At 71.4% G+C, this 17,430-nt stretch carries 17 protein-coding genes; 7 read left to right on the forward strand and 10 right to left on the reverse strand.

Going from position 1 to position 17,430, the window contains the following annotated elements:
• Window positions 1-124: 124 nt before the first annotated feature.
• The 8 genes from ABZ807_RS07050 to rpmH all read right to left on the reverse strand — a co-directional run bounded on the left by ABZ807_RS07050 (window position 125) and on the right by rpmH (window position 6,257).
• Window positions 125-1,177, reverse strand: a complete 1,053-nt coding sequence (locus ABZ807_RS07050; protein ID WP_357153835.1) for a ParB/RepB/Spo0J family partition protein — start codon at window positions 1,175-1,177, stop codon at window positions 125-127.
• Window positions 1,178-1,204: 27 nt separating this feature from the next.
• Entirely contained in the window at window positions 1,205-2,524 is a 1,320-nt protein-coding gene (locus ABZ807_RS07055) for an AAA family ATPase (RefSeq protein WP_357153837.1), read from the reverse strand.
• Between the two features lie 263 nt (window positions 2,525-2,787).
• The gene (rsmG, locus tag ABZ807_RS07060) at window positions 2,788-3,501 is read right to left on the reverse strand and encodes a 16S rRNA (guanine(527)-N(7))-methyltransferase RsmG (protein ID WP_357154195.1); all 714 of its coding nucleotides are present in this window, start codon (window positions 3,499-3,501) and stop codon (window positions 2,788-2,790) included.
• Between the two features lie 106 nt (window positions 3,502-3,607).
• Window positions 3,608-4,189, reverse strand: coding sequence for a R3H domain-containing nucleic acid-binding protein (locus ABZ807_RS07065; RefSeq protein ID WP_357153839.1), 582 nt, complete (start codon window positions 4,187-4,189; stop codon window positions 3,608-3,610).
• A 211-nt stretch (window positions 4,190-4,400) separates the two neighbouring features.
• A complete protein-coding gene (yidC, locus tag ABZ807_RS07070; RefSeq protein WP_357153841.1) occupies window positions 4,401-5,381 on the reverse strand; it encodes a membrane protein insertase YidC in 981 nt (326 codons plus the stop codon).
• Window positions 5,382-5,384: 3 nt separating this feature from the next.
• Window positions 5,385-5,624 (reverse strand): membrane protein insertion efficiency factor YidD, encoded by a 240-nt coding sequence (gene yidD / locus ABZ807_RS07075; protein WP_357153843.1) that lies wholly within the window; start codon window positions 5,622-5,624, stop codon window positions 5,385-5,387.
• 44 nt (window positions 5,625-5,668) lie between these two features.
• Complete coding sequence (gene rnpA, locus ABZ807_RS07080) at window positions 5,669-6,085, reverse strand: ribonuclease P protein component (protein WP_357153844.1); 417 nt, start codon at window positions 6,083-6,085, stop codon at window positions 5,669-5,671.
• Between the two features lie 34 nt (window positions 6,086-6,119).
• On the reverse strand, window positions 6,120-6,257 hold the full coding sequence (gene rpmH, locus ABZ807_RS07085; protein ID WP_074478258.1) for a 50S ribosomal protein L34: 138 nt from the start codon (window positions 6,255-6,257) through the stop codon (window positions 6,120-6,122).
• 636 nt (window positions 6,258-6,893) lie between these two features.
• Between rpmH and dnaA the strand changes: the two genes are divergently transcribed.
• From dnaA to ABZ807_RS07110, 5 genes are all read left to right on the forward strand, one after another.
• Window positions 6,894-8,678: a chromosomal replication initiator protein DnaA gene (gene dnaA / locus ABZ807_RS07090; RefSeq protein WP_357153846.1), complete on the forward strand. Its 1,785-nt coding sequence runs from the start codon at window positions 6,894-6,896 to the stop codon at window positions 8,676-8,678.
• A 786-nt stretch (window positions 8,679-9,464) separates the two neighbouring features.
• On the forward strand, window positions 9,465-10,598 hold the full coding sequence (dnaN, locus tag ABZ807_RS07095) for a DNA polymerase III subunit beta (protein ID WP_357153848.1): 1,134 nt from the start codon (window positions 9,465-9,467) through the stop codon (window positions 10,596-10,598).
• Window positions 10,599-10,639: 41 nt separating this feature from the next.
• Complete coding sequence (gene gnd / locus ABZ807_RS07100) at window positions 10,640-11,512, forward strand: phosphogluconate dehydrogenase (NAD(+)-dependent, decarboxylating) (protein WP_357153850.1); 873 nt, start codon at window positions 10,640-10,642, stop codon at window positions 11,510-11,512.
• A gap of 17 nt (window positions 11,513-11,529) precedes the next feature.
• Window positions 11,530-12,663 carry a DNA replication/repair protein RecF gene (gene recF / locus ABZ807_RS07105; RefSeq protein ID WP_357153852.1) on the forward strand — a complete coding sequence of 378 codons (1,134 nt, stop codon included), beginning with the start codon at window positions 11,530-11,532 and terminating at the stop codon, window positions 12,661-12,663.
• A 199-nt stretch (window positions 12,664-12,862) separates the two neighbouring features.
• Window positions 12,863-13,414: a DciA family protein gene (locus ABZ807_RS07110; RefSeq protein ID WP_357154197.1), complete on the forward strand. Its 552-nt coding sequence runs from the start codon at window positions 12,863-12,865 to the stop codon at window positions 13,412-13,414.
• A gap of 7 nt (window positions 13,415-13,421) precedes the next feature.
• Here the strand turns inward: ABZ807_RS07110 and ABZ807_RS07115 are convergent, their stop codons facing one another.
• Window positions 13,422-13,652 (reverse strand): hypothetical protein, encoded by a 231-nt coding sequence (locus tag ABZ807_RS07115; RefSeq protein WP_357153854.1) that lies wholly within the window; start codon window positions 13,650-13,652, stop codon window positions 13,422-13,424.
• A gap of 104 nt (window positions 13,653-13,756) precedes the next feature.
• Here ABZ807_RS07115 and ABZ807_RS07120 point away from each other — a divergent pair, with 104 nt between their 5' ends.
• The gene (locus ABZ807_RS07120) at window positions 13,757-14,242 is read left to right on the forward strand and encodes a MarR family transcriptional regulator (protein WP_357153856.1); all 486 of its coding nucleotides are present in this window, start codon (window positions 13,757-13,759) and stop codon (window positions 14,240-14,242) included.
• Window positions 14,243-14,292: 50 nt separating this feature from the next.
• Here ABZ807_RS07120 and ABZ807_RS07125 read toward each other — a convergent pair whose 3' ends face one another.
• Complete coding sequence (locus tag ABZ807_RS07125; protein WP_357153858.1) at window positions 14,293-14,847, reverse strand: hypothetical protein; 555 nt, start codon at window positions 14,845-14,847, stop codon at window positions 14,293-14,295.
• A 520-nt stretch (window positions 14,848-15,367) separates the two neighbouring features.
• On the opposite strand from ABZ807_RS07125, the gene gyrB reads away from it, so the two are divergent.
• The gene (gene gyrB / locus ABZ807_RS07130) at window positions 15,368-17,314 is read left to right on the forward strand and encodes a DNA topoisomerase (ATP-hydrolyzing) subunit B (RefSeq protein WP_357153860.1); all 1,947 of its coding nucleotides are present in this window, start codon (window positions 15,368-15,370) and stop codon (window positions 17,312-17,314) included.
• Window positions 17,315-17,430: the final 116 nt, after the last annotated feature.

The following is a 17,430-nucleotide window of genomic DNA, read 5'->3' on the forward strand; positions in this document are numbered from 1 at the left end:
GAAGCCCCGCCCGCCCCGCAGCGGAGCCGCCGCCCCCACCCAATGCATCGAGATCGCGGGAGAATACAAACCGGCCGCGTGCCCCACAGAGGCGACGCGGCCGGTCGACGGAACGAAGGCGGGATCAGCTCTCCGGCTCCTGCTCGCCAACGCCGATGATGCCCACAATCCGCTCCAGGTCGTCCACCGTGGCGAACTCGATCGTGATCTTGCCCTTGCTTTGGCCGATGTTGACCTTCACGCGGGTGTCGAATCGATCGGACAGCCGGTCGGCCAGATCGGTGAGCGCCGGGGCGTGCGGCTTGATACGCCGCTTCGCCGCCGGAGTCTTCGCCGGCCCGTCGCTGAGCGCCAGCGCCACGATCTCCTCGGTCGCGCGTACGGACAGGCCCTCGGCGACGATCCGGAGGGCCAACTGCTCCTGCGCCCCCGCCTCGTCGAGGCTCAGCAGCGCCCGGGCATGGCCGGCCGAGAGTACGCCAGCGGCGACCCGGCGTTGCACCTGCGCCGGGAGATTCAGCAGGCGGATCGTGTTGGAGATCTGCGGCCGGCTCCGGCCGATCCGCCGCGCCAGCTCCTCATGGGTGGCGCCGAACTCCTCCAGCAGCTGCTGATAGGCCGCGGCCTCTTCCAGCGGGTTGAGGTTCGCCCGGTGGATGTTCTCCAGGAGGGCGTCCCGGAGCATCGCGTCGTCCTTGGTGTCCCGAACGATTGCCGGAATGCTCTCCCGGCCCACCGCTTGGGCAGCCCGCCACCGGCGCTCGCCCATGACGAGTTCGTACTTCTCGGCGTCAAGCTGACGGACGACGATCGGCTGGAGGAAGCCGACCTCCTGGATGGAGGTCTTCAGCTCCTCCAGTGCCTCCTCGTCGAAGACGTGGCGGGGCTGCTTGGGGTTCGGCACGATCGCGTCAACCGGGATCTCGGCGAAGCGGGCACCCGGCACCGGGCTCAGCTGGGGCTCGGATTGGGCCGGCAGCGTGGCCACCGGCGCGGTCACCGCCTCGACCGGAGTATCCACCGCCGCACGCCCGGCGTCGACGACCGCGCCGGAGGCGTCCAGCCACTCGGCCTCGGCGGGCGCGGCGACTGTGGTGCCCGGCGCCTCCGGCGCCGGCCCGGTCGGGATCAGTGCTCCAAGCCCTCGACCCAGACCGCCACGGGGACGGTTCTTCATGCGACGCCTCCCAGCGACTCGTCCGCACTACGCATTCCGGCTCACCGGCTCCTTGACACCGCGCTCAGCAATTTCCTGGGCGGCCTCGAAGTAGCTCGTCGCCCCCCGCGAACCGGGATCGTAGGTCATCACGGACTGCCCGTAGCTGGGTGCCTCCGAGACCCGGACGTTGCGCGGAATGACCGCCTGGAGGACCTTGTCGCCAAAGTGGTTCCGGACGTCCTGCTCGACCGCGTCGGCCAGCCGGGTACGCCGGTCGTACATGGTGAGCAGGATCGTGGAGACCTCGAGCTTCGGGTTGAGGTGCTTGCGGACCAGGTTGATGTTGTTGATCAGCTGGTTCAGGCCCTCCAGCGCGTAGTACTCGCACTGGATGGGGATCAGCACCTCCTGCGCGGCCACCAGGGCGTTGACCGTCAGCAGGCCGAGCGAGGGCGGGCAGTCGATGAAGACGTAGTCGAAGTGCCCCGGGTACGCGGCGATGGCCCGGGCCAGCCGGGACTCCCGAGCGACCACGGACACCAGCTCGATCTCCGCGCCCGCCAGGTCGATGGTGGCCGGCACGCACCACAGGTTGGGGATGCCCTCGACCTCCTGGGCGACCTCCTCCAGCGGCACGCTGTTGATCAGGCAGTCGTAGACGTCGGGCACCCCGGTATGGTGCGGCACGTTGAGCCCGGTCGACGCGTTGCCCTGCGGGTCGAGATCGACCACCAGCACCCGGTTGCCGTGCAGGGCGAGCGCCACCGCCAGGTTGACCGTGGTCGTGGTCTTGCCCACGCCGCCTTTCTGGTTCGCGACGCCCATGACCCGGGTCCGCTCGGGCCGAGGCATGGTCACCTCGCCACTCGGATTAAGGATCTGCACGGCGCGCATCGCCTCCATAGCCAACGGTGGGTCATCCTCTTCGCGCGTCGGGGTTTCACGTGAAACGTACGCGGCGGCAGCCTGGTGGACGGCCACGCCCCCGGCGGCTGGCCCCGGCGTGTCCCGGGTGTCGGACGCGGAGTCCGGCACCGCCCCGGGGTGCGGCTGCTGCGGTACGGCCGGCACGTTGCCGCCGACCGGTGTCTCGAAGCGGGACGGCACGCCGGAGTTACGGCGGACCGGGGCGGTGTGGTCGCCGGACGCGTTGATCGGCCGGCCCGCGTCGTCCGCGATGGACGGCGGAGGAACGTACGACTCGGGCGACGGGCACACCCCGCCGACCGCGGGCACGTCCTGGCGTACCACCGGGTCGCAGTCGGGCGGGCCGGCGGGGCCTGACTGGCCGGCAGTGAGCCGGGAGTGGTCGGTTTCACGTGAAACAGGGTCCGCTCCGGAGGGAAAGCCCTCCGGGCGTCTCACCCGTGGATCGTCGTACCTGCCGTCGTCATGCACCTGTCATCCCTGCCCGCTCCGGATGGTCGGTCCGCACCCCGTCAATCAGGCCGCACGCGCACTCACACCACAACGCGTACGGCCCGGCGGGAGCGGTCGGGACCCGGTGCGCCCGACGCCCGCCCGCTCCACACTATCGACGCGCGGCCAGCCTACGGGGGACGGGCGAGGCGGGTCCATCTCGGTTGGCCCCCGGGCCATCACGACCCGCCCGAATTCCCGGCACGGAATCAGCGGGCGCGCTTGCGTCCGCCGCGCGAGCGCTTCGGCGCCTTCTTGGCCGCCGGCGGCCGGACCACCCGCTCGCGCACGATCTCCACCACGGTGGCGGGTGGATCGATGAGCTCGACCCCGCAGAGGTGCACGCTCGGCTCGCCACCGCCGAGCCGGTCAACGGCCTCGGCATGCTCCGCGACCTCGTCGGCGGCGGAGGACCCCTTCAGGGCGATCAACCGGCCGCCGGGCACGGCGAGGGGCAGGCACCAGCCGGAGAGCCGGTCCAGCGGCGCGACCGCTCGCGCGGTCACCACGTCCGCGCTGAGCGGGCCGATGCCGGTGGCGCCCGACGCCGCCTCGTCGGCTCGGCCACGGAACACCCGAACCATCTTGGCCAGCCCGAGCTGCTGCACCGCCTCGATGAGGAAGGAGGTACGCCGGGCCAGCGGCTCGACCAGGGTCACCTGAAGGTCGGGGCGGGCGATCGCCAGCACCAGCCCGGGCAGCCCGGCACCGGAGCCGACGTCGATGACGCTCGCGCCCTCCGGGATCCGCTCGGCGACGGCGGCGCAGTTGAGCAGGTGCCGGTCCCAGATCCGGGGTGCCTCGCGCGGGCCGATCAGGCCGCGCACCACTCCGTCGGTGGCGAGCAGTTCGGCGTACGCGGCCGCCAGATCCAGCCGGTCACCGAAGAGCGCCTGGGCCGCCGGGGCCAGCTCGGCCGGCAGCGCGGCGTCCTCCGGGGAGGGGACGGGGCGGACAGGCGACGGCCCGGGCGGCGTACCACCCGGGCCGGACACGGCATCGGCCGCGGCGTCGTCGTGGGTCACCCGGTCAGTCCGCCGGCCGGACGATGATGCGCCGGTTCGGCTCGACACCCTCGGACTCGCTCTCCACACCGCTCATGGCGTTGACCACGTCGTGCACGCACTTGCGTTCGAAGGCCGACATCGGCTCCAGCCGGACCGCTTCGCCGTGCTCCTTGACCTTCTCCACCGCGTTCTTGGCCACGGCGGCGAGCTCCTTGCGCCGGGTGGCGCGGTAGCCGCCGACGTCGAGCAGCAGGCGGCTGGGCGTACCGGTCTGCCGGAACACCGCGAGCCGGGCCAGCTCCTGGAGCGCCTCGAGGGTGGCGCCGCGCTGGCCGACCAGGTTCTGCAGCCGCCCGCCGACCACCTCGACGACCGGGCGTCCGCCGGAGACGAGTTCGTCGATGTCGCCGTCGTAGTCGAGGATGTCGAGCAGGCCCTCGATGTAGTCCGCGGCGATCTCACTCTGCCCGAACAGCTCGCTCTCGCCGACGGCCTTCTTCGGGGCGCCCGCCTCGGCCTCGGGCTCGCCGTCACCGGTCGCGGCGGTCGGCACGGTCTCCTCGTCCACGGACTGTTCCGCGCTGGGGATGCTGGTGTCGGTCACGGTCTCATCTCCGTACTCGCTCGGCCGGACCGTCGGGTCCGCTGGTTTCCCGGGGCGTCCGGCGGGAGATGGCCGGTGCCCACGGGCACGTCTGTACGGGCAGTCTCGCCCGTGACCGCGCCAGGCGCGGCGGTTCCGGCCCGGCGCCGGCCGTACGGCGGCTGCGCGGTGCCTCAGCCGCCGCCGGTGGTCCCGACGGCGGCCCGGTGGGTCAGCCCTGCCGCTTGGCCGGCCGACCCTTCTTCGGGTTGGTCGGCTTCGCGCCCGGCTTCGGCCCGGCGACCTTCGGCGCGGCGGGCTTGGCCGGCACCTGCGCGGCCGGCTTGGCGCGGTTGAGGAAGCTGCCGATCTTCGACGGCTGCACCGGGCCGCGGGGCGTCGTGCTGCCGGCCTTGGGGTTGGTCACCAGCGGCGGGAACTTGCGCAGCACCCACTGCTGCTGGCCGAGCGTGAAGAGGTTGTTGGTGACCCAGTAGATGATCACACCGATCGGGAAGATCGAGCCGGAGATCAGCAGCGACAGGGGGATGCCGTAGAGCATCAGCCGCTGGACCATGCGCTGCTGCGGGTCCTCCGCCCAGCCGGTCTTGAGAATCATCTGGCGGCTGGTCAGGTACGTCGTAGCGATCATGATCACCACCAGGATGCCGGCGACCAGCTTGACGGTGTGGCCGTCGGCGCCGAGGCGCACCAGTTCCTCCGGGGTGGAGCCGAACTTGGCGGCGATCGGGGCGGCGAAGAGCTTGGCGTGGGAGGCGCTGTCGAACTGGTCGACCGTCCAGCCGTAGAGGGTCTTGTTCAACTTGTCCGGGTCGAGGCGACGCAGCACGTGGAACAGGCCGAGGAAGACCGGGATCTGGAGGAACATCGGAAGGCAGCCCATCAGCGGGTTGGCCTTTTCCTTCCGGTAGAGCTCCATCATCTCCTTCTGGAGCGTCTCCCGGTCACCCTTGTGCTTCTCCTGCAGCTCCTTGACCTTGGGCTGGAGCGCCTGCATCGCCCGCTGCGACTTGATCTGCTTGACGAAGACCGGGAACAGGATCACCCGGACCGTCACCACCAGGAAGACGATGGCCAGGATCCAGGGCCAGTTCGTATTGATCACCGCGCCGGCCGGCACGATGGCGTCCCAGGCCGAGTGCCAGGTCAGCAGGATCCACGAGATCGCGTAGTAGATCCAGTCGAGACTCAATTCTCAGGCTCCAGTCACGTCGGCACGGCGGCGGCCGCCCGGCTCCGGCACCGGGTCGTGTCCACCTGGGTGGAAAGGATGGCAGCGCGACAAGCGCCGGACCGTCAGGCCGGCTCCCCGGAGCGCGCCGTGCCGGGCCACCGCCTCCAGGGCGTACGCACTGCACGACGGGTAGAACCGACAGCGGGCCGGCAGCGCCGGGCTTATCCAACGACGGTACGCGACGATGGGGCCACTCAGCATTCGGGCAGCCAGGCTGGTCGGCCGCGAACCGGCGGATCCGGTGCTCATCGGGACCGCCGCCCCCGGGGTGCCCGGGCGGCGGCGATCGCCGCGTCCAGGTCGGCACCCAGCCGGAGGTGGGACGCCTCGGCCGCGGCGGGCAGCGCGCGTACCACCAGGGTGCTCCCCTCGGGCAGCGCGGCCAGGCGCTCGCGGACCAAATGCCGCAGCCGGCGCCGGACCTTGTTGCGGACCACGGCGGGGCCGACGGCCTTGGACACGACGAAGCCGGCGCGGGTCGGCACGGAAATCGTCTCCGTGTCACTGGCCCGCGCCGGCTCCGGCGAGGTTGTCGCGGCGGGTTCGGGGGTCAGCGGCACGGTCAGGTGGACGACGACGGCGCCTCGTCCGGCGCGCCGTCCACCCCTGACCGCTGCGGCGAAGTCGTTACTGCGCCGCAGTCGCTGTGCGGCCGTCAGCACGACTGCCCACGTCCCCCGGACCGGACCCGTCGGCTCAGGCCGACAGGCGGGTGCGGCCCTTGGCGCGGCGGGTCGAGATGATGGCGCGGCCGGCACGGGTGCGCATGCGCAGCCGGAAGCCGTGGGTCTTCGCGCGCCGGCGGTTGTTCGGCTGGTAGGTGCGCTTGCTCACGTCAGGCTCTCCGTTTTCGTACGTCCACGGCGCGGGATCGCCGAGGTCGTGTGGTGGTCCAGGCCACCTCGGCGGTGGCCCCCGATCCGTGCTGCCCGACGATGCGGGACCTCGGCGATGCGGGGAAGCGACCGCGGACAGCAAGCACCCATCACCCTAGCAGAGGGCGACAGAGCAACCGCTCAAGCCTACGCAGGGGGGCAATGACCGTCAAACAGGTCACCGGAGGCACGAGCAGGGCGACGGCGCGACCGAACCGGCGGTTTTCACTGATGCCGACAAGCGGCCGGAGCGTCGGCGGTTGTTGGTGCCCCGCCGTCGCTGTTACCGTGCCCGATTGCGGTCAGCGTCGGTAGTTCCGGGTTGTCGCTGGTAGGCAAGGCCGGACACGGCAGTGAATCGTTCGGCACGATGAACCCGCTCAACGTCCCGCCCGACCAGGGGGGGCAGGTCCGACCCGCGCACGGCGGACGGCACAATCGGTCGGTACACACAGGCTGTGGATAACTTGTGGATGCCGGTCGGTCAGCCGCCCGGTGGGGTGAGGTACCACCCGCTCGAACGCGGTGGCGGGCCCGGAATGGCCGACTGGACCACAGCGGCGGCCGGGAGCAGAGGCGAGGGGGTGGCACGACGGTGGCCGGTACGACCGACCTGGCTGCGGTATGGACCGCGGCGACGGACGAACTCGCCGACGAGATCATCTCCGCGCAGCAACGCGCTTACCTGCGGCTGACCCGGCTGCGAGCGATCGTCGAGGACACCGCGCTGCTCTCCGTCCCGGACGCGTTCACCCGGGACGTGATCGAGTCCCGGCTCCGCCCGGCCATCACCGAGGCGCTCACCCGCCGGCTGGGCCGGCCGATCCAGGTCGCGGTCACCGTACGGGTCGCCGAGGATGTCTCCGGCCACCCCGCCGGCACCGTCTACCGCAGCGGCCCCGAGCCCACACAGCTCGGGCTCGACGTTCCCGCGGACGACTTCGCCACCGGAGCACCCGCGTTCCCGGACCGGGCACCGGCCTACCCGGAGCTGCCCGCGGAGGCGGAGCCGCCGGCGCACGACGGCCACCGCCCGGGGCGCATCCCGGCCAGCCGGGACGGCGGCCAGGACACCCTGTTCGGCGCCACGTTCGCCGAGCCGCTACGGGGCGGCGGTCCCGGTCCTGACCGGCGCGGCTTCTCCGAGCGCGCCCTCCCCGACGGGCCGGAGCTCGACGGGCGCGGCTTCGAGCCCGCGTACCGGGGCGAGGCCGGGCCGCCGCGCGATCAGCACGGGCCGCGCGGCCTATCCCGCGACGGCGGTACGGACAGCGGTCCCGGCCGGGCCGGCGCGGACCACCACCGCCCCGGCGGGCGGGACGACCGCCGCCCGGGGGGCGCGGACGGCGGCGGCAACCGGCTCAACCCGAAGTACATGTTCGAGACGTTCGTCATCGGCTCGTCGAACCGCTTCGCGCACGCGGCGAGCGTCGCGGTGGCAGAGTCGCCGGCGAAGGCGTACAACCCGCTGTTCATCTACGGCAGCTCCGGGCTGGGCAAGACCCACCTGCTGCACGCCATCGGGCACTACGCCACCACGTTGGGCAACGCCCGCTCGGTTCGGTACGTCTCGACCGAGGAGTTCACCAACGACTTCATCAACTCGCTGCGCGATGACAAGACCAGCGCGTTCCAGCGCCGCTACCGCGACGTCGACATCCTGCTGATCGACGACATCCAGTTCCTGGAGAACCGCGAGCGGACGCAGGAGGAGTTCTTCCACACCTTCAACACCCTGCACAACGCCAACAAGCAGATCGTGATCACCTCCGACCGCTCGCCGAAGCAGCTGGCGACGCTGGAGGACCGGCTGCGGACCCGGTTCGAGTGGGGCCTGCTCGCCGACATCCAGCCGCCGGACCTGGAGACCCGGATCGCGATCCTGCAGAAGAAAGCGGCCCAGGAACGGCTGTACGCCCCGCCGGACGTGCTGGAGTTCATCGCCTCCCGGGTGTCGAACTCGATCCGGGAACTGGAGGGGGCGCTGATCCGGGTCACCGCGTTCGCCAGCCTCACCCGGTCGAATGTCGAACTGTCGCTGGCCGAGGAGGTGCTGCGGGACTTCATCCCGGACGGTGCCGGGCCGGAGATCACCGCCGACCAGATCATGGTCTCCACCGCCGACTACTTCGGGGTGAGCCTGGAGGACCTGCGGGGCCACTCCCGCTCCCGGGTGCTGGTCAACGCCCGCCAGGTCGCCATGTACCTGTGCCGGGAGCTGACCGACCTGTCGCTGCCCCGGATCGGGCAGGCCTTCGGTGGCCGGGACCACACCACGGTGATGCACGCCGACCGGAAGATCCGCCAGCAGATGGCGGAGCGCCGCTCGCTCTACAACCAGATCGCCGAGCTGACCAACCGGATCAAGCAGAACGCCTGAGGCGTACGTCACGCCGGCGCGCGCCGGACGAGCAGTGCGAAGCCCCGCCCGGCCGATCTCGGCCGGGCTTTTTCGTGCCTGTGGAGAGCCGGCAGGTTGACCCTGCACCGGGTCGAGGGCCCAGGATCGGCGTCGTGTTCGTCCACAGCACGGCCCGGTTGTCCACATCCACTGTTCCACAGGCGGTGGAAAACCACGCAGCGTCCGAACCCGGTTACCCACAAACTGTGGACAAACCCTGGGGACAGTGCTGTGGACGCCTGGGGACGACGGTCGGGTTGTCCACCGACGACGGTCGACCTGTGCACGGCCTGTTGAAGGTTCTGGGGACGACGGGGTCGGTGGCCGTCGGCGCTGTCCACAGCACTGGGGAGAAACCCGGTGGATTACCGGTGGACAACCGGTGGACAACCGTGGACAACCTGGGGACCCGGCCGGGCTGTGGATCGGCACACGGGTTTACCCCCCGGTTCTCCACAGCCAAACCACCGGTGGATAACCTGCCTGACCTGGTCGAACGCGAGTTCTCCACAGTTTGCACAGGTGCGATGAAGACGATGAGTTATCTCTTCTAGAGAACAAAAACCAATCATCACCGTTGGACTTCCTGTGGATCGGGCTGGAACGCCGCCGTCGGCGGTTGCTCCAGCACCTGGATCCATGGGGTCGGGCGCACAGCCGATGCCCCCGCGCCCTAAGGTGCGATGGGTACCCGCACGGTCGGGCGGGACGGTGGGCAGCGGTCGGCATGAGAGAGTTGTCGCTGACGTCGACGCGGAGGCATTGATGAAGTTCCGAGTGGAGCGTGACGCGCTCGCCGAAGCGGTGGCGTGGACCGCGAAGAGCCTGCCCAACCGGCCGTCCGTACCGGTGCTCGCCGGGGTGATGCTCCGGGTCACCGACGGCAACCTTCAGGTTTCCGGCTTCGACTACGAGGTCTCCAGCCAGGTGACCGTCGAGGTGCAGGGGGACGCCGACGGCGCCGCCCTCGTCTCCGGCCGCCTGCTCGCCGAGATCACCAAGGCGCTGCCGGCCAAGCCGGTGGACATCGCCGCGGTCGGCGCCCACCTGGAACTGGTCTGCGGCAGCGCCCGGTTCACCCTGCCGACCATGCCGGTCGAGGACTACCCGGCCCTGCCGGAGATGCCGGAGAGCGCCGGCACCCTCGACGCGGCCGCCTTCGCCGCTGCCGTCGCACAGGTGGCCGTGGCCGCCGGCCGGGACGAGACGCTGCCGATGATGACCGGCGTCCGGCTGGAGCTCTCCGGCGGCACGCTGGCGATGCTCGCCACCGACCGGTACCGTCTCGCGCTGCGCGAGATGGAGTGGAACCCGGACGACCCCGAGGTCAGCATCAACGCGCTGGTGCCGGCGCGCACCCTGCACGACACCGCCAAGGCGCTCGGCCCGCTCGGTGGCCACGTCACCATGGCGCTCTCTCAGGGCGGGGCCGGCGAGGGCATGATCGGCTTTGCCGGCGGCACCCGGCGTACCACCAGCCGGCTGCTCGACGGGGCGAACTACCCGCCGGTGCGCTCGCTCTTCCCGGCCGCCCACAACGCCGAGGCGCGGGTGCCGGTCAGCACGCTGATCGAGGTGGTCAAGCGGGTCGCCCTGGTCGCCGAGCGGACCACCCCGGTGCTGCTGAGCTTCAGCTCCGACGGCCTGGTGGTCGAGGCGGGCGGCACCGAGGAGGCGCGGGCCAGCGAGGCGATGGAGGCCACCTTCACCGGCGAGCCGCTGACCATCGGCTTCAACCCGCAGTACCTGATCGACGGCCTGGCCAACCTGGGTGCCCAGTTCGCGTTGCTGAAGTTCGTCGACGCCTTCAAGCCGGCGGTGATGTCCCCCGCCGGGGAGGATGGCGAGGTCATCCCGGGGTACCGGTACCTCATCATGCCGATCCGCGTGTCCCGCTGATCGCAGCCCCAGCAGACCCAGACGCACGGAGGTAGGAGCAGATGCAGCTCGGCCTGGTAGGACTCGGCCGGATGGGCGGCAACATGCGCGAGCGGTTGCGCGCTGCCGGGCACGAGGTGGTCGGCTTCGACCACAACGCGGAGCTGAGCGACGTCGCGAGCCTGGCGGCGCTGGCCGAGAAGCTGGAGGCGCCCCGCGCGGTCTGGGTGATGGTCCCGGCCGGTGTCACCGACACCACCATCGACGAGCTCGCCGGCGTGCTGGGCGAGGGCGACATCATCATCGACGGCGGCAACTCGCGCTTCAGTGACGACGCTCCCCGCGCCGAGCGGCTGGCCGAGCGGGGCATCGGCTACCTGGACGCCGGCGTCTCCGGCGGCGTCTGGGGCCGGCAGAACGGGTACGCCCTGATGGTCGGCGGCGCCAAGGAGCACGTCGAGCGGCTGCTGCCGATCTTCGAGGCGCTCAAGCCAGCGGGCGAGTTCGGCTTCGTGCACGCCGGACCGGTCGGTGCCGGCCACTACGCCAAGATGGTGCACAACGGCATCGAGTACGGCCTGATGCACGCCTACGCCGAGGGCTACGAGCTGCTGGCGAAGTCGGAGCTGGTGACCAACGTGCCGGGCGTGTTCAAGTCCTGGCGTGAGGGCACCGTGGTCCGCTCCTGGCTGCTCGACCTGCTCGACCGGGCCCTTGACGAGGACCCGGAGCTGGCCGAGCTGAGCGGCTATACCGAGGACACCGGCGAGGGCCGCTGGACGGTCGACGAGGCGGTCCGGCTCGCGGTGCCGCTGAACGTCATCACCGCCTCGCTCTTCGCCCGGTTCGCCTCCCGCCAGGACGACTCGCCCGCGATGAAGGCCGTCGCCGCGCTGCGCCAGCAGTTCGGCGGCCACGCCGTCCACAAGCGCTGACCGGTAGCCACGAACCTGTGTACGTCCGCCGGCTCGAACTGGTCGACTTCCGCTCGTACGAGCGGGTCGGCGTCGACCTGGAGCCGGGGCCGAACGTCCTGATCGGCGCCAACGGCGTCGGCAAGACCAACCTGGTCGAGGCGCTGGGCTACGTGGCGACCCTGGACTCGCACCGGGTCGCCACGGACGCCCCTCTCGTCCGGATGGGCGCCGCCTCGGCGGTGATCCGTTGCGCGGTGGTGCACGAGGGGCGGGAACTCCTGGTCGAGCTGGAGATCGTTCCCGGCAAGGCCAACCGGGCCCGGCTGGGCCGCTCACCCGCCCGGCGGGCCCGGGACGTGCTCGGCGCGCTGCGGCTGGTGCTCTTCGCCCCGGAGGACCTGGAACTCGTCCGGGGCGACCCCGCTGAGCGCCGCCGCTACCTGGACGACCTGCTGGTCCTCCGGCAGCCTCGGTACGCCGGGGTGCGCGCCGACTACGAGCGGGTGGTCAAGCAGCGCAACGCCCTGCTGCGCACCGCGTACCTGGCCCGCAAGACGGGCGGGACGCGCGGGGGGGACCTGTCCACCCTGGCGGTCTGGGACACCCACCTGGCCCGGCACGGCGCCGAGCTGCTGGCCGGCCGGCTGGAACTGGTCGCCGCGCTGGCCCCGCACGTGACGAAGGCGTACGACGCGGTGGCGGCGGGCCGGGGCGCGGCGGGGATCGCGTACCGGCCGTCGCTGGAGCTGGCCGAGCCGACCACCGACCGCGCGGCACTGACCGAGGCGCTGACCGCCGCGCTGGCCGAGGCCCGGTCGGCCGAGATCGAACGGGGCACGACGCTGGTCGGCCCGCACCGCGACGAGCTCAGCCTCACTCTCGGCCCGCTGCCCGCCAAGGGGTACGCCAGCCACGGCGAGTCCTGGTCGTACGCGCTGGCGCTGCGGCTGGCCGGGTACGACCTGCTGCGCGCCGACGGCATCGAGCCGGTGCTGGTGCTGGACGACGTCTTCGCCGAGCTGGACGCGGGCCGCCGGGAGCGGCTGGCGGAGCTGGTGGGCGGGGCTGGTCAGCTCCTGGTGACCTGCGCGGTCGACGACGACGTGCCGGCGGCGCTGCGCGGCACCCGGTACGCGGTGGGCGATGGGACGGTGCGACGTGTCGACTGAACCGGAGCGCGCCGGCGAGGGCGGTCAGCCGACCCGCCGGACGGGTGGCCCGAGCCGCGCCGCCTCGGGCGGCCGGCGCGGTGCGCGTACCCCTCAAGGGGTCGAAACCGACGCGGGCGGTGCCGCCGCCCGCGTGGCCGGTGCCGGTGCGGACGCCGCGCCCGGTGGGCGGGGAGCCGGGACGGCCGGGAACGGCGACGTGGCGCGCCCGGCGGGTGGCGGTGCGGACGCCGCGCCCGGCGCGGGTGCGTCCGGGCCGGAGCTGGCGCGGGCGGTGCTGGATGCGGCGAAGGCCCGCCGGGACGCAACGGCGAAGACCCGCCGCAGGAGCGCGGTCGGTGGCGACGGCGGTGGTGAGCGGCGGCTGCGCGGCTACTCCGGGCCCGGACCGGACCCGCGCGACCCGCAGCCGCTCGGCGTGGTGCTGGAACGGTTGATGAAGGCGCGCGGCTGGCAGCAGCCGGCCGCCGAGGCGACCGTCTTCGGCGCCTGGGAGAAGGTCGTCGGGCCGGAGATCGCCCAGCACAGCCGCCCCGTGAAGCTGGAGGACGGCGAGCTGACCGTGGAGGCGCGGTCGACGGCCTGGGCCACCCAGCTGCGGCTGCTGGCCGGGTCGCTGCTCAAGCGGATCGCCGGCGAGGTGGGCCACAACGTGGTGCGCAAGCTGCACATCCACGGGCCGGCGGCGCCGTCCTGGTCGAAGGGCCCGCGGCGGGTCCGGGGCCGGGGCCCCCGCGACACCTACGGCTGACGCGGGGTCACCGCTCGGCGCGTCGGGCCTCCCGCTCGGCGCGCTTGCGTTCCCGCTGCTCGCGGCTCCAGCGCTTGCGGTTCTCCAGGTCCTGCTTCCACAGTTCCCGGGCCTGCGTCGAACCGCCCTGCATGGCGCCCTGCACTCCCTCGGCCGGGCCGGCCAGGTACTTGTACGCCCAGGCGAAGAGCCTGCCGCCCTCGCCGGGGGCCTTCTGGCCCCGGTTCGCCTCGCTCATCTCGCGCCCGACCTCTTCCTCGGTGTGCCGCCACACGCTTTGTACCCCAATGATTGGTACACCAATCATTGGTACGATAGCAACGACCATGAGGAGGCCGATCGGTGCGTGACCAGCTCGACGGGGATCCGCTGGCGCTGGAGCAGCAGGTGTGTTTCGCCCTCTCCATCGCCGCGCGCGGGGTCGTCGCCGTCTATCGGCCGCTGCTCGAACCGATGGGGCTGACCCACCCGCAATACCTGGTCATGCTCGCGCTGTGGCAGCACGCGCCGCTGTCGGTCCGGGAGCTCAGCCGTCTGCTCCAGCTCGACCCCGGCACGCTGTCGCCCCTGCTCAAGCGACTGGAGGCCGCGGGTTACGTGCGGCGCGAGCGGGACGCGACGGACGAGCGGAGCCTCGCCGTCAGGCTCACCGCCGACGGACAGGCGCTGCGCGCCCGCGCCGAGCAGATCCCGCCGGCGATCGTGGCCCGGCTCGGGATGCCGGTCGAGGAGCTGCGGCACCTGCACACGATGCTGACCGGGGTGATCGCCGCCGCCAACCGCGCCGCGGCGGCCGCCCTCTCCCCACCGGACCCGACGACCCCCTGACGGCGGTCGGCGACCCCGACCCCGTCCGGTCGACGGGGTCGGGGTCAGGATCAGGCGTCGGCGTAGACGGCGAAGCCGCGGTCCGCGCAGCGGCGGTAGAAGGCCGCCAGCACGCCCAGCTCGGCGCAGGTGAAGTCCCACTGCGGCGGGTCGCCGCTCTCGTCGCGCAGCGCGTCGAGCCGGGTGTCCAGCCAGCGCAGCTGCTGCTCGGCGAGCCGCCCGTCGGCCAGCAGGGAACGGAGCACCTCGCTGACCGACTCGAAGGTGACCGCCTCGCCGAACGGCCGGTGCTGGGCGACGAACTTCTCCACCCCGCCGGCGACCCAGGAACACCCGTCCGGGTCGATCACCGGGTCCTCGTCCTCGGCGGCGGCGTCAGTGGCGTAGAGCACATTTTCCAGCCCGAGGATCAGGTCGACCAGCTCGGTGTAAGCGGTCGCCCGAATCGTCCCGGTCTTGGCGATGTGTTCGGCGAGCGCCGTGGTCGGAGCGGAGATCTGCGGGATGTCCACGATCTCCCCGAAGTCGACGAACTCGGCCGGCGCGACCGGATCGTAGAAGCGGCCGGTCCGCGGCCAGTGCACCGCGACGTTGTCCAGCCCCATCTGGCGTCACCCCTTGTGAGCACGTGTCGGATCGATCAGGTCGATCGTCCGGGTTGCGGATGGAAAAGATAAAGACGAGCACCCGTGGCGCCGCAAAGCTACGGTACGGCCGCCCTGCGCGCGACCCCCGACCGGCCGGCGGCCCGGCCCGATTCCGTGGCAACGCCGCCCCCGATCCCCCCTTGGCGTGTAGGGGGAGTCGCGGATAGCGCGATTCGGCCCGCTACGGAGGTCTCAGAGGCCACAAAGGGGGTGCCGAGTGGCGTCTCTGTCGTTTGCGCACAGTAGGATTGACGGCGAGACGAAGACCCGACGCGGAGCGACCGGCACGGGGCCCAGGCCCTTGGTCGAAGTCCTGCGGCGGGTCGAGCCGATCGCGATCCGCGGGCAACCGCGGCGACCGGCGTACGCGATCCGTCACCCGGAGTTCTCGGGGCGGTCCGTGCGCCGACGTCGCGTCCTGTCCGCCGAACCCGCGCCCCCGCGCCCTGGCGCGGTCGGCGCGAGAAAGTGGCCGAGGGTGGCAGCGCAGGACAAGCAGGAGTACGGCGCCGAGTCGATCACCGTCCTCGAGGGGCTCGAGGCGGTCCGTAAGCGGCCCGGTATGTACATCGGGTCGACCGGCGAGCGCGGTCTGCACCACCTCGTGTGGGAGGTCGTGGACAACGCCGTGGACGAGGCGCTGGCCGGGTACTGCGACACCATCGACGTGGTGCTGCTCGCCGACGGCGGGGTCCGGGTCACCGACAACGGCCGTGGCTTCCCGGTCGACCTGCACCCCAAGTTGAAGAAGCCGGGTGTCGAGGTCGCGCTCACCGTGCTGCACGCGGGTGGCAAGTTCGACGGCAAGGCGTACGCGGTCTCCGGCGGTCTGCACGGCGTCGGCGTCTCCGTGGTGAACGCCCTCTCCACCCGGATGGCGGTGGAGATCCACAAGTCCGGTTTCGTATGGCGGCAGCAGTACAGCAACTCCAAGCCGGCTCCACTGGAGAAGGGCGAGACCACCGACCGCACCGGCTCGGCGGTCACCTTCTGGCCGGACCCGGACGTCTTCGAGACCGTCGACTTCGACTTCCAGACCATCTACCGGCGCCTGCAGGAGATGGCCTTCCTCAACCGTGGCCTGGCCATCCACCTGCTCGACGAGCGGGTTCAGGAGGGCGAGGAGGGCAAGCCGCGCGAGGTCACCTTCTGCTACAAGGGTGGCATCGCCGACTTCGTCCGGCACCTCAACGCCTCGAAGAACCCGATCCACAAGACCGTGGTGGAGTTCGGGTCCGAGGAGGAGGGCATGTCGGTCGAGATCGCCATGCAGTGGAACGAGTCGTACGGCGAGTCGGTCTACACCTTCGCCAACACGATCAACACCCACGAGGGCGGCACCCACGAGGAGGGCTTCCGGGCCGCGCTGACCAGCGTCGTCAACCGCTACGGCGCGGACAAGAAGCTGCTCAAGGGCGACGAGAAGCTCTCCGGCGAGGACATCCGGGAGGGGCTGGCCGCGATCATCTCGGTCAAGCTGGCCAACCCGCAGTTCGAGGGCCAGACCAAGACCAAGCTGGGCAACACCCCGGTGAAGAGCTTTGTGCAGCGGGTCTGCAACGAGTGGCTGGTCGACTGGTTCGACCGGAACCCGGCCGAGGCCAAGATGATCATCACCAAGGCGTCCCAGGCGGCCCGGGCCCGGATCGCCGCGCAGCAGGCGCGCAAGCTCGCCCGGCGCAAGTCGCTGTTGGAGTCCGGCTCGATGCCGGGCAAGCTGGCCGACTGCCAGTCCACCGACCCGCGCGAATCCGAGGTCTTCATCGTCGAGGGTGACTCGGCCGGTGGCTCGGCCAAGCAGGGGCGCGACCCGCGCACCCAGGCGATTCTGCCGATCCGCGGCAAGATCCTCAACGTGGAGAAGGCCCGGATCGACCGGGTGCTGAAGAACAACGAGGTCCAGGCGCTGATCACCGCGCTGGGCACCGGCATCCACGACGACTTCGACATCGAGAAGCTGCGGTACCACAAGGTCGTGCTGATGGCCGACGCCGACGTCGACGGCCAGCACATCCAGACGCTGCTGCTCACCCTGCTCTTCCGCTTCATGCGGCCGCTGGTCGAGCTGGGCCACGTCTACCTGGCCGCCCCGCCGCTTTACAAGATCAAGTGGAACAAGCGGGGCGACGACGCCCAGTACGCGTACTCGGACCGGGAGCGGGACGGGCTGATCGCGCTGCGCCAGCAGAAGAAGGCCAACGCCCGGCCGGACGACATCCAGCGGTTCAAGGGCCTCGGCGAGATGAACTATCCCGAGCTGTGGGAGACCACGATGAACCCGGCCACCCGTACGCTGCGCCAGGTCACGCTCGACGACGCCGCGACCGCCGACGAGCTGTTCAGCGTGCTGATGGGTGAGGACGTCGAGGCGCGCCGCTCGTTCATCCAGCGCAACGCCAAGGACGTGCGGTTCCTCGACATCTGACGGCGCCGCCTGGGTCGGCCGGGCAGTCCCCGGCCGACCCGGCGGTCCACAGAGTTATCCACAGCTTGGCCGGTTTCCACAGCCGTTATCCACAGCACGAAAACGACTCTGAGTCT

It is taken from the genome of Micromonospora sp. NPDC047548 (assembly GCF_040642975.1).
GTDB lineage: Bacteria > Actinomycetota > Actinomycetes > Mycobacteriales > Micromonosporaceae > Micromonospora.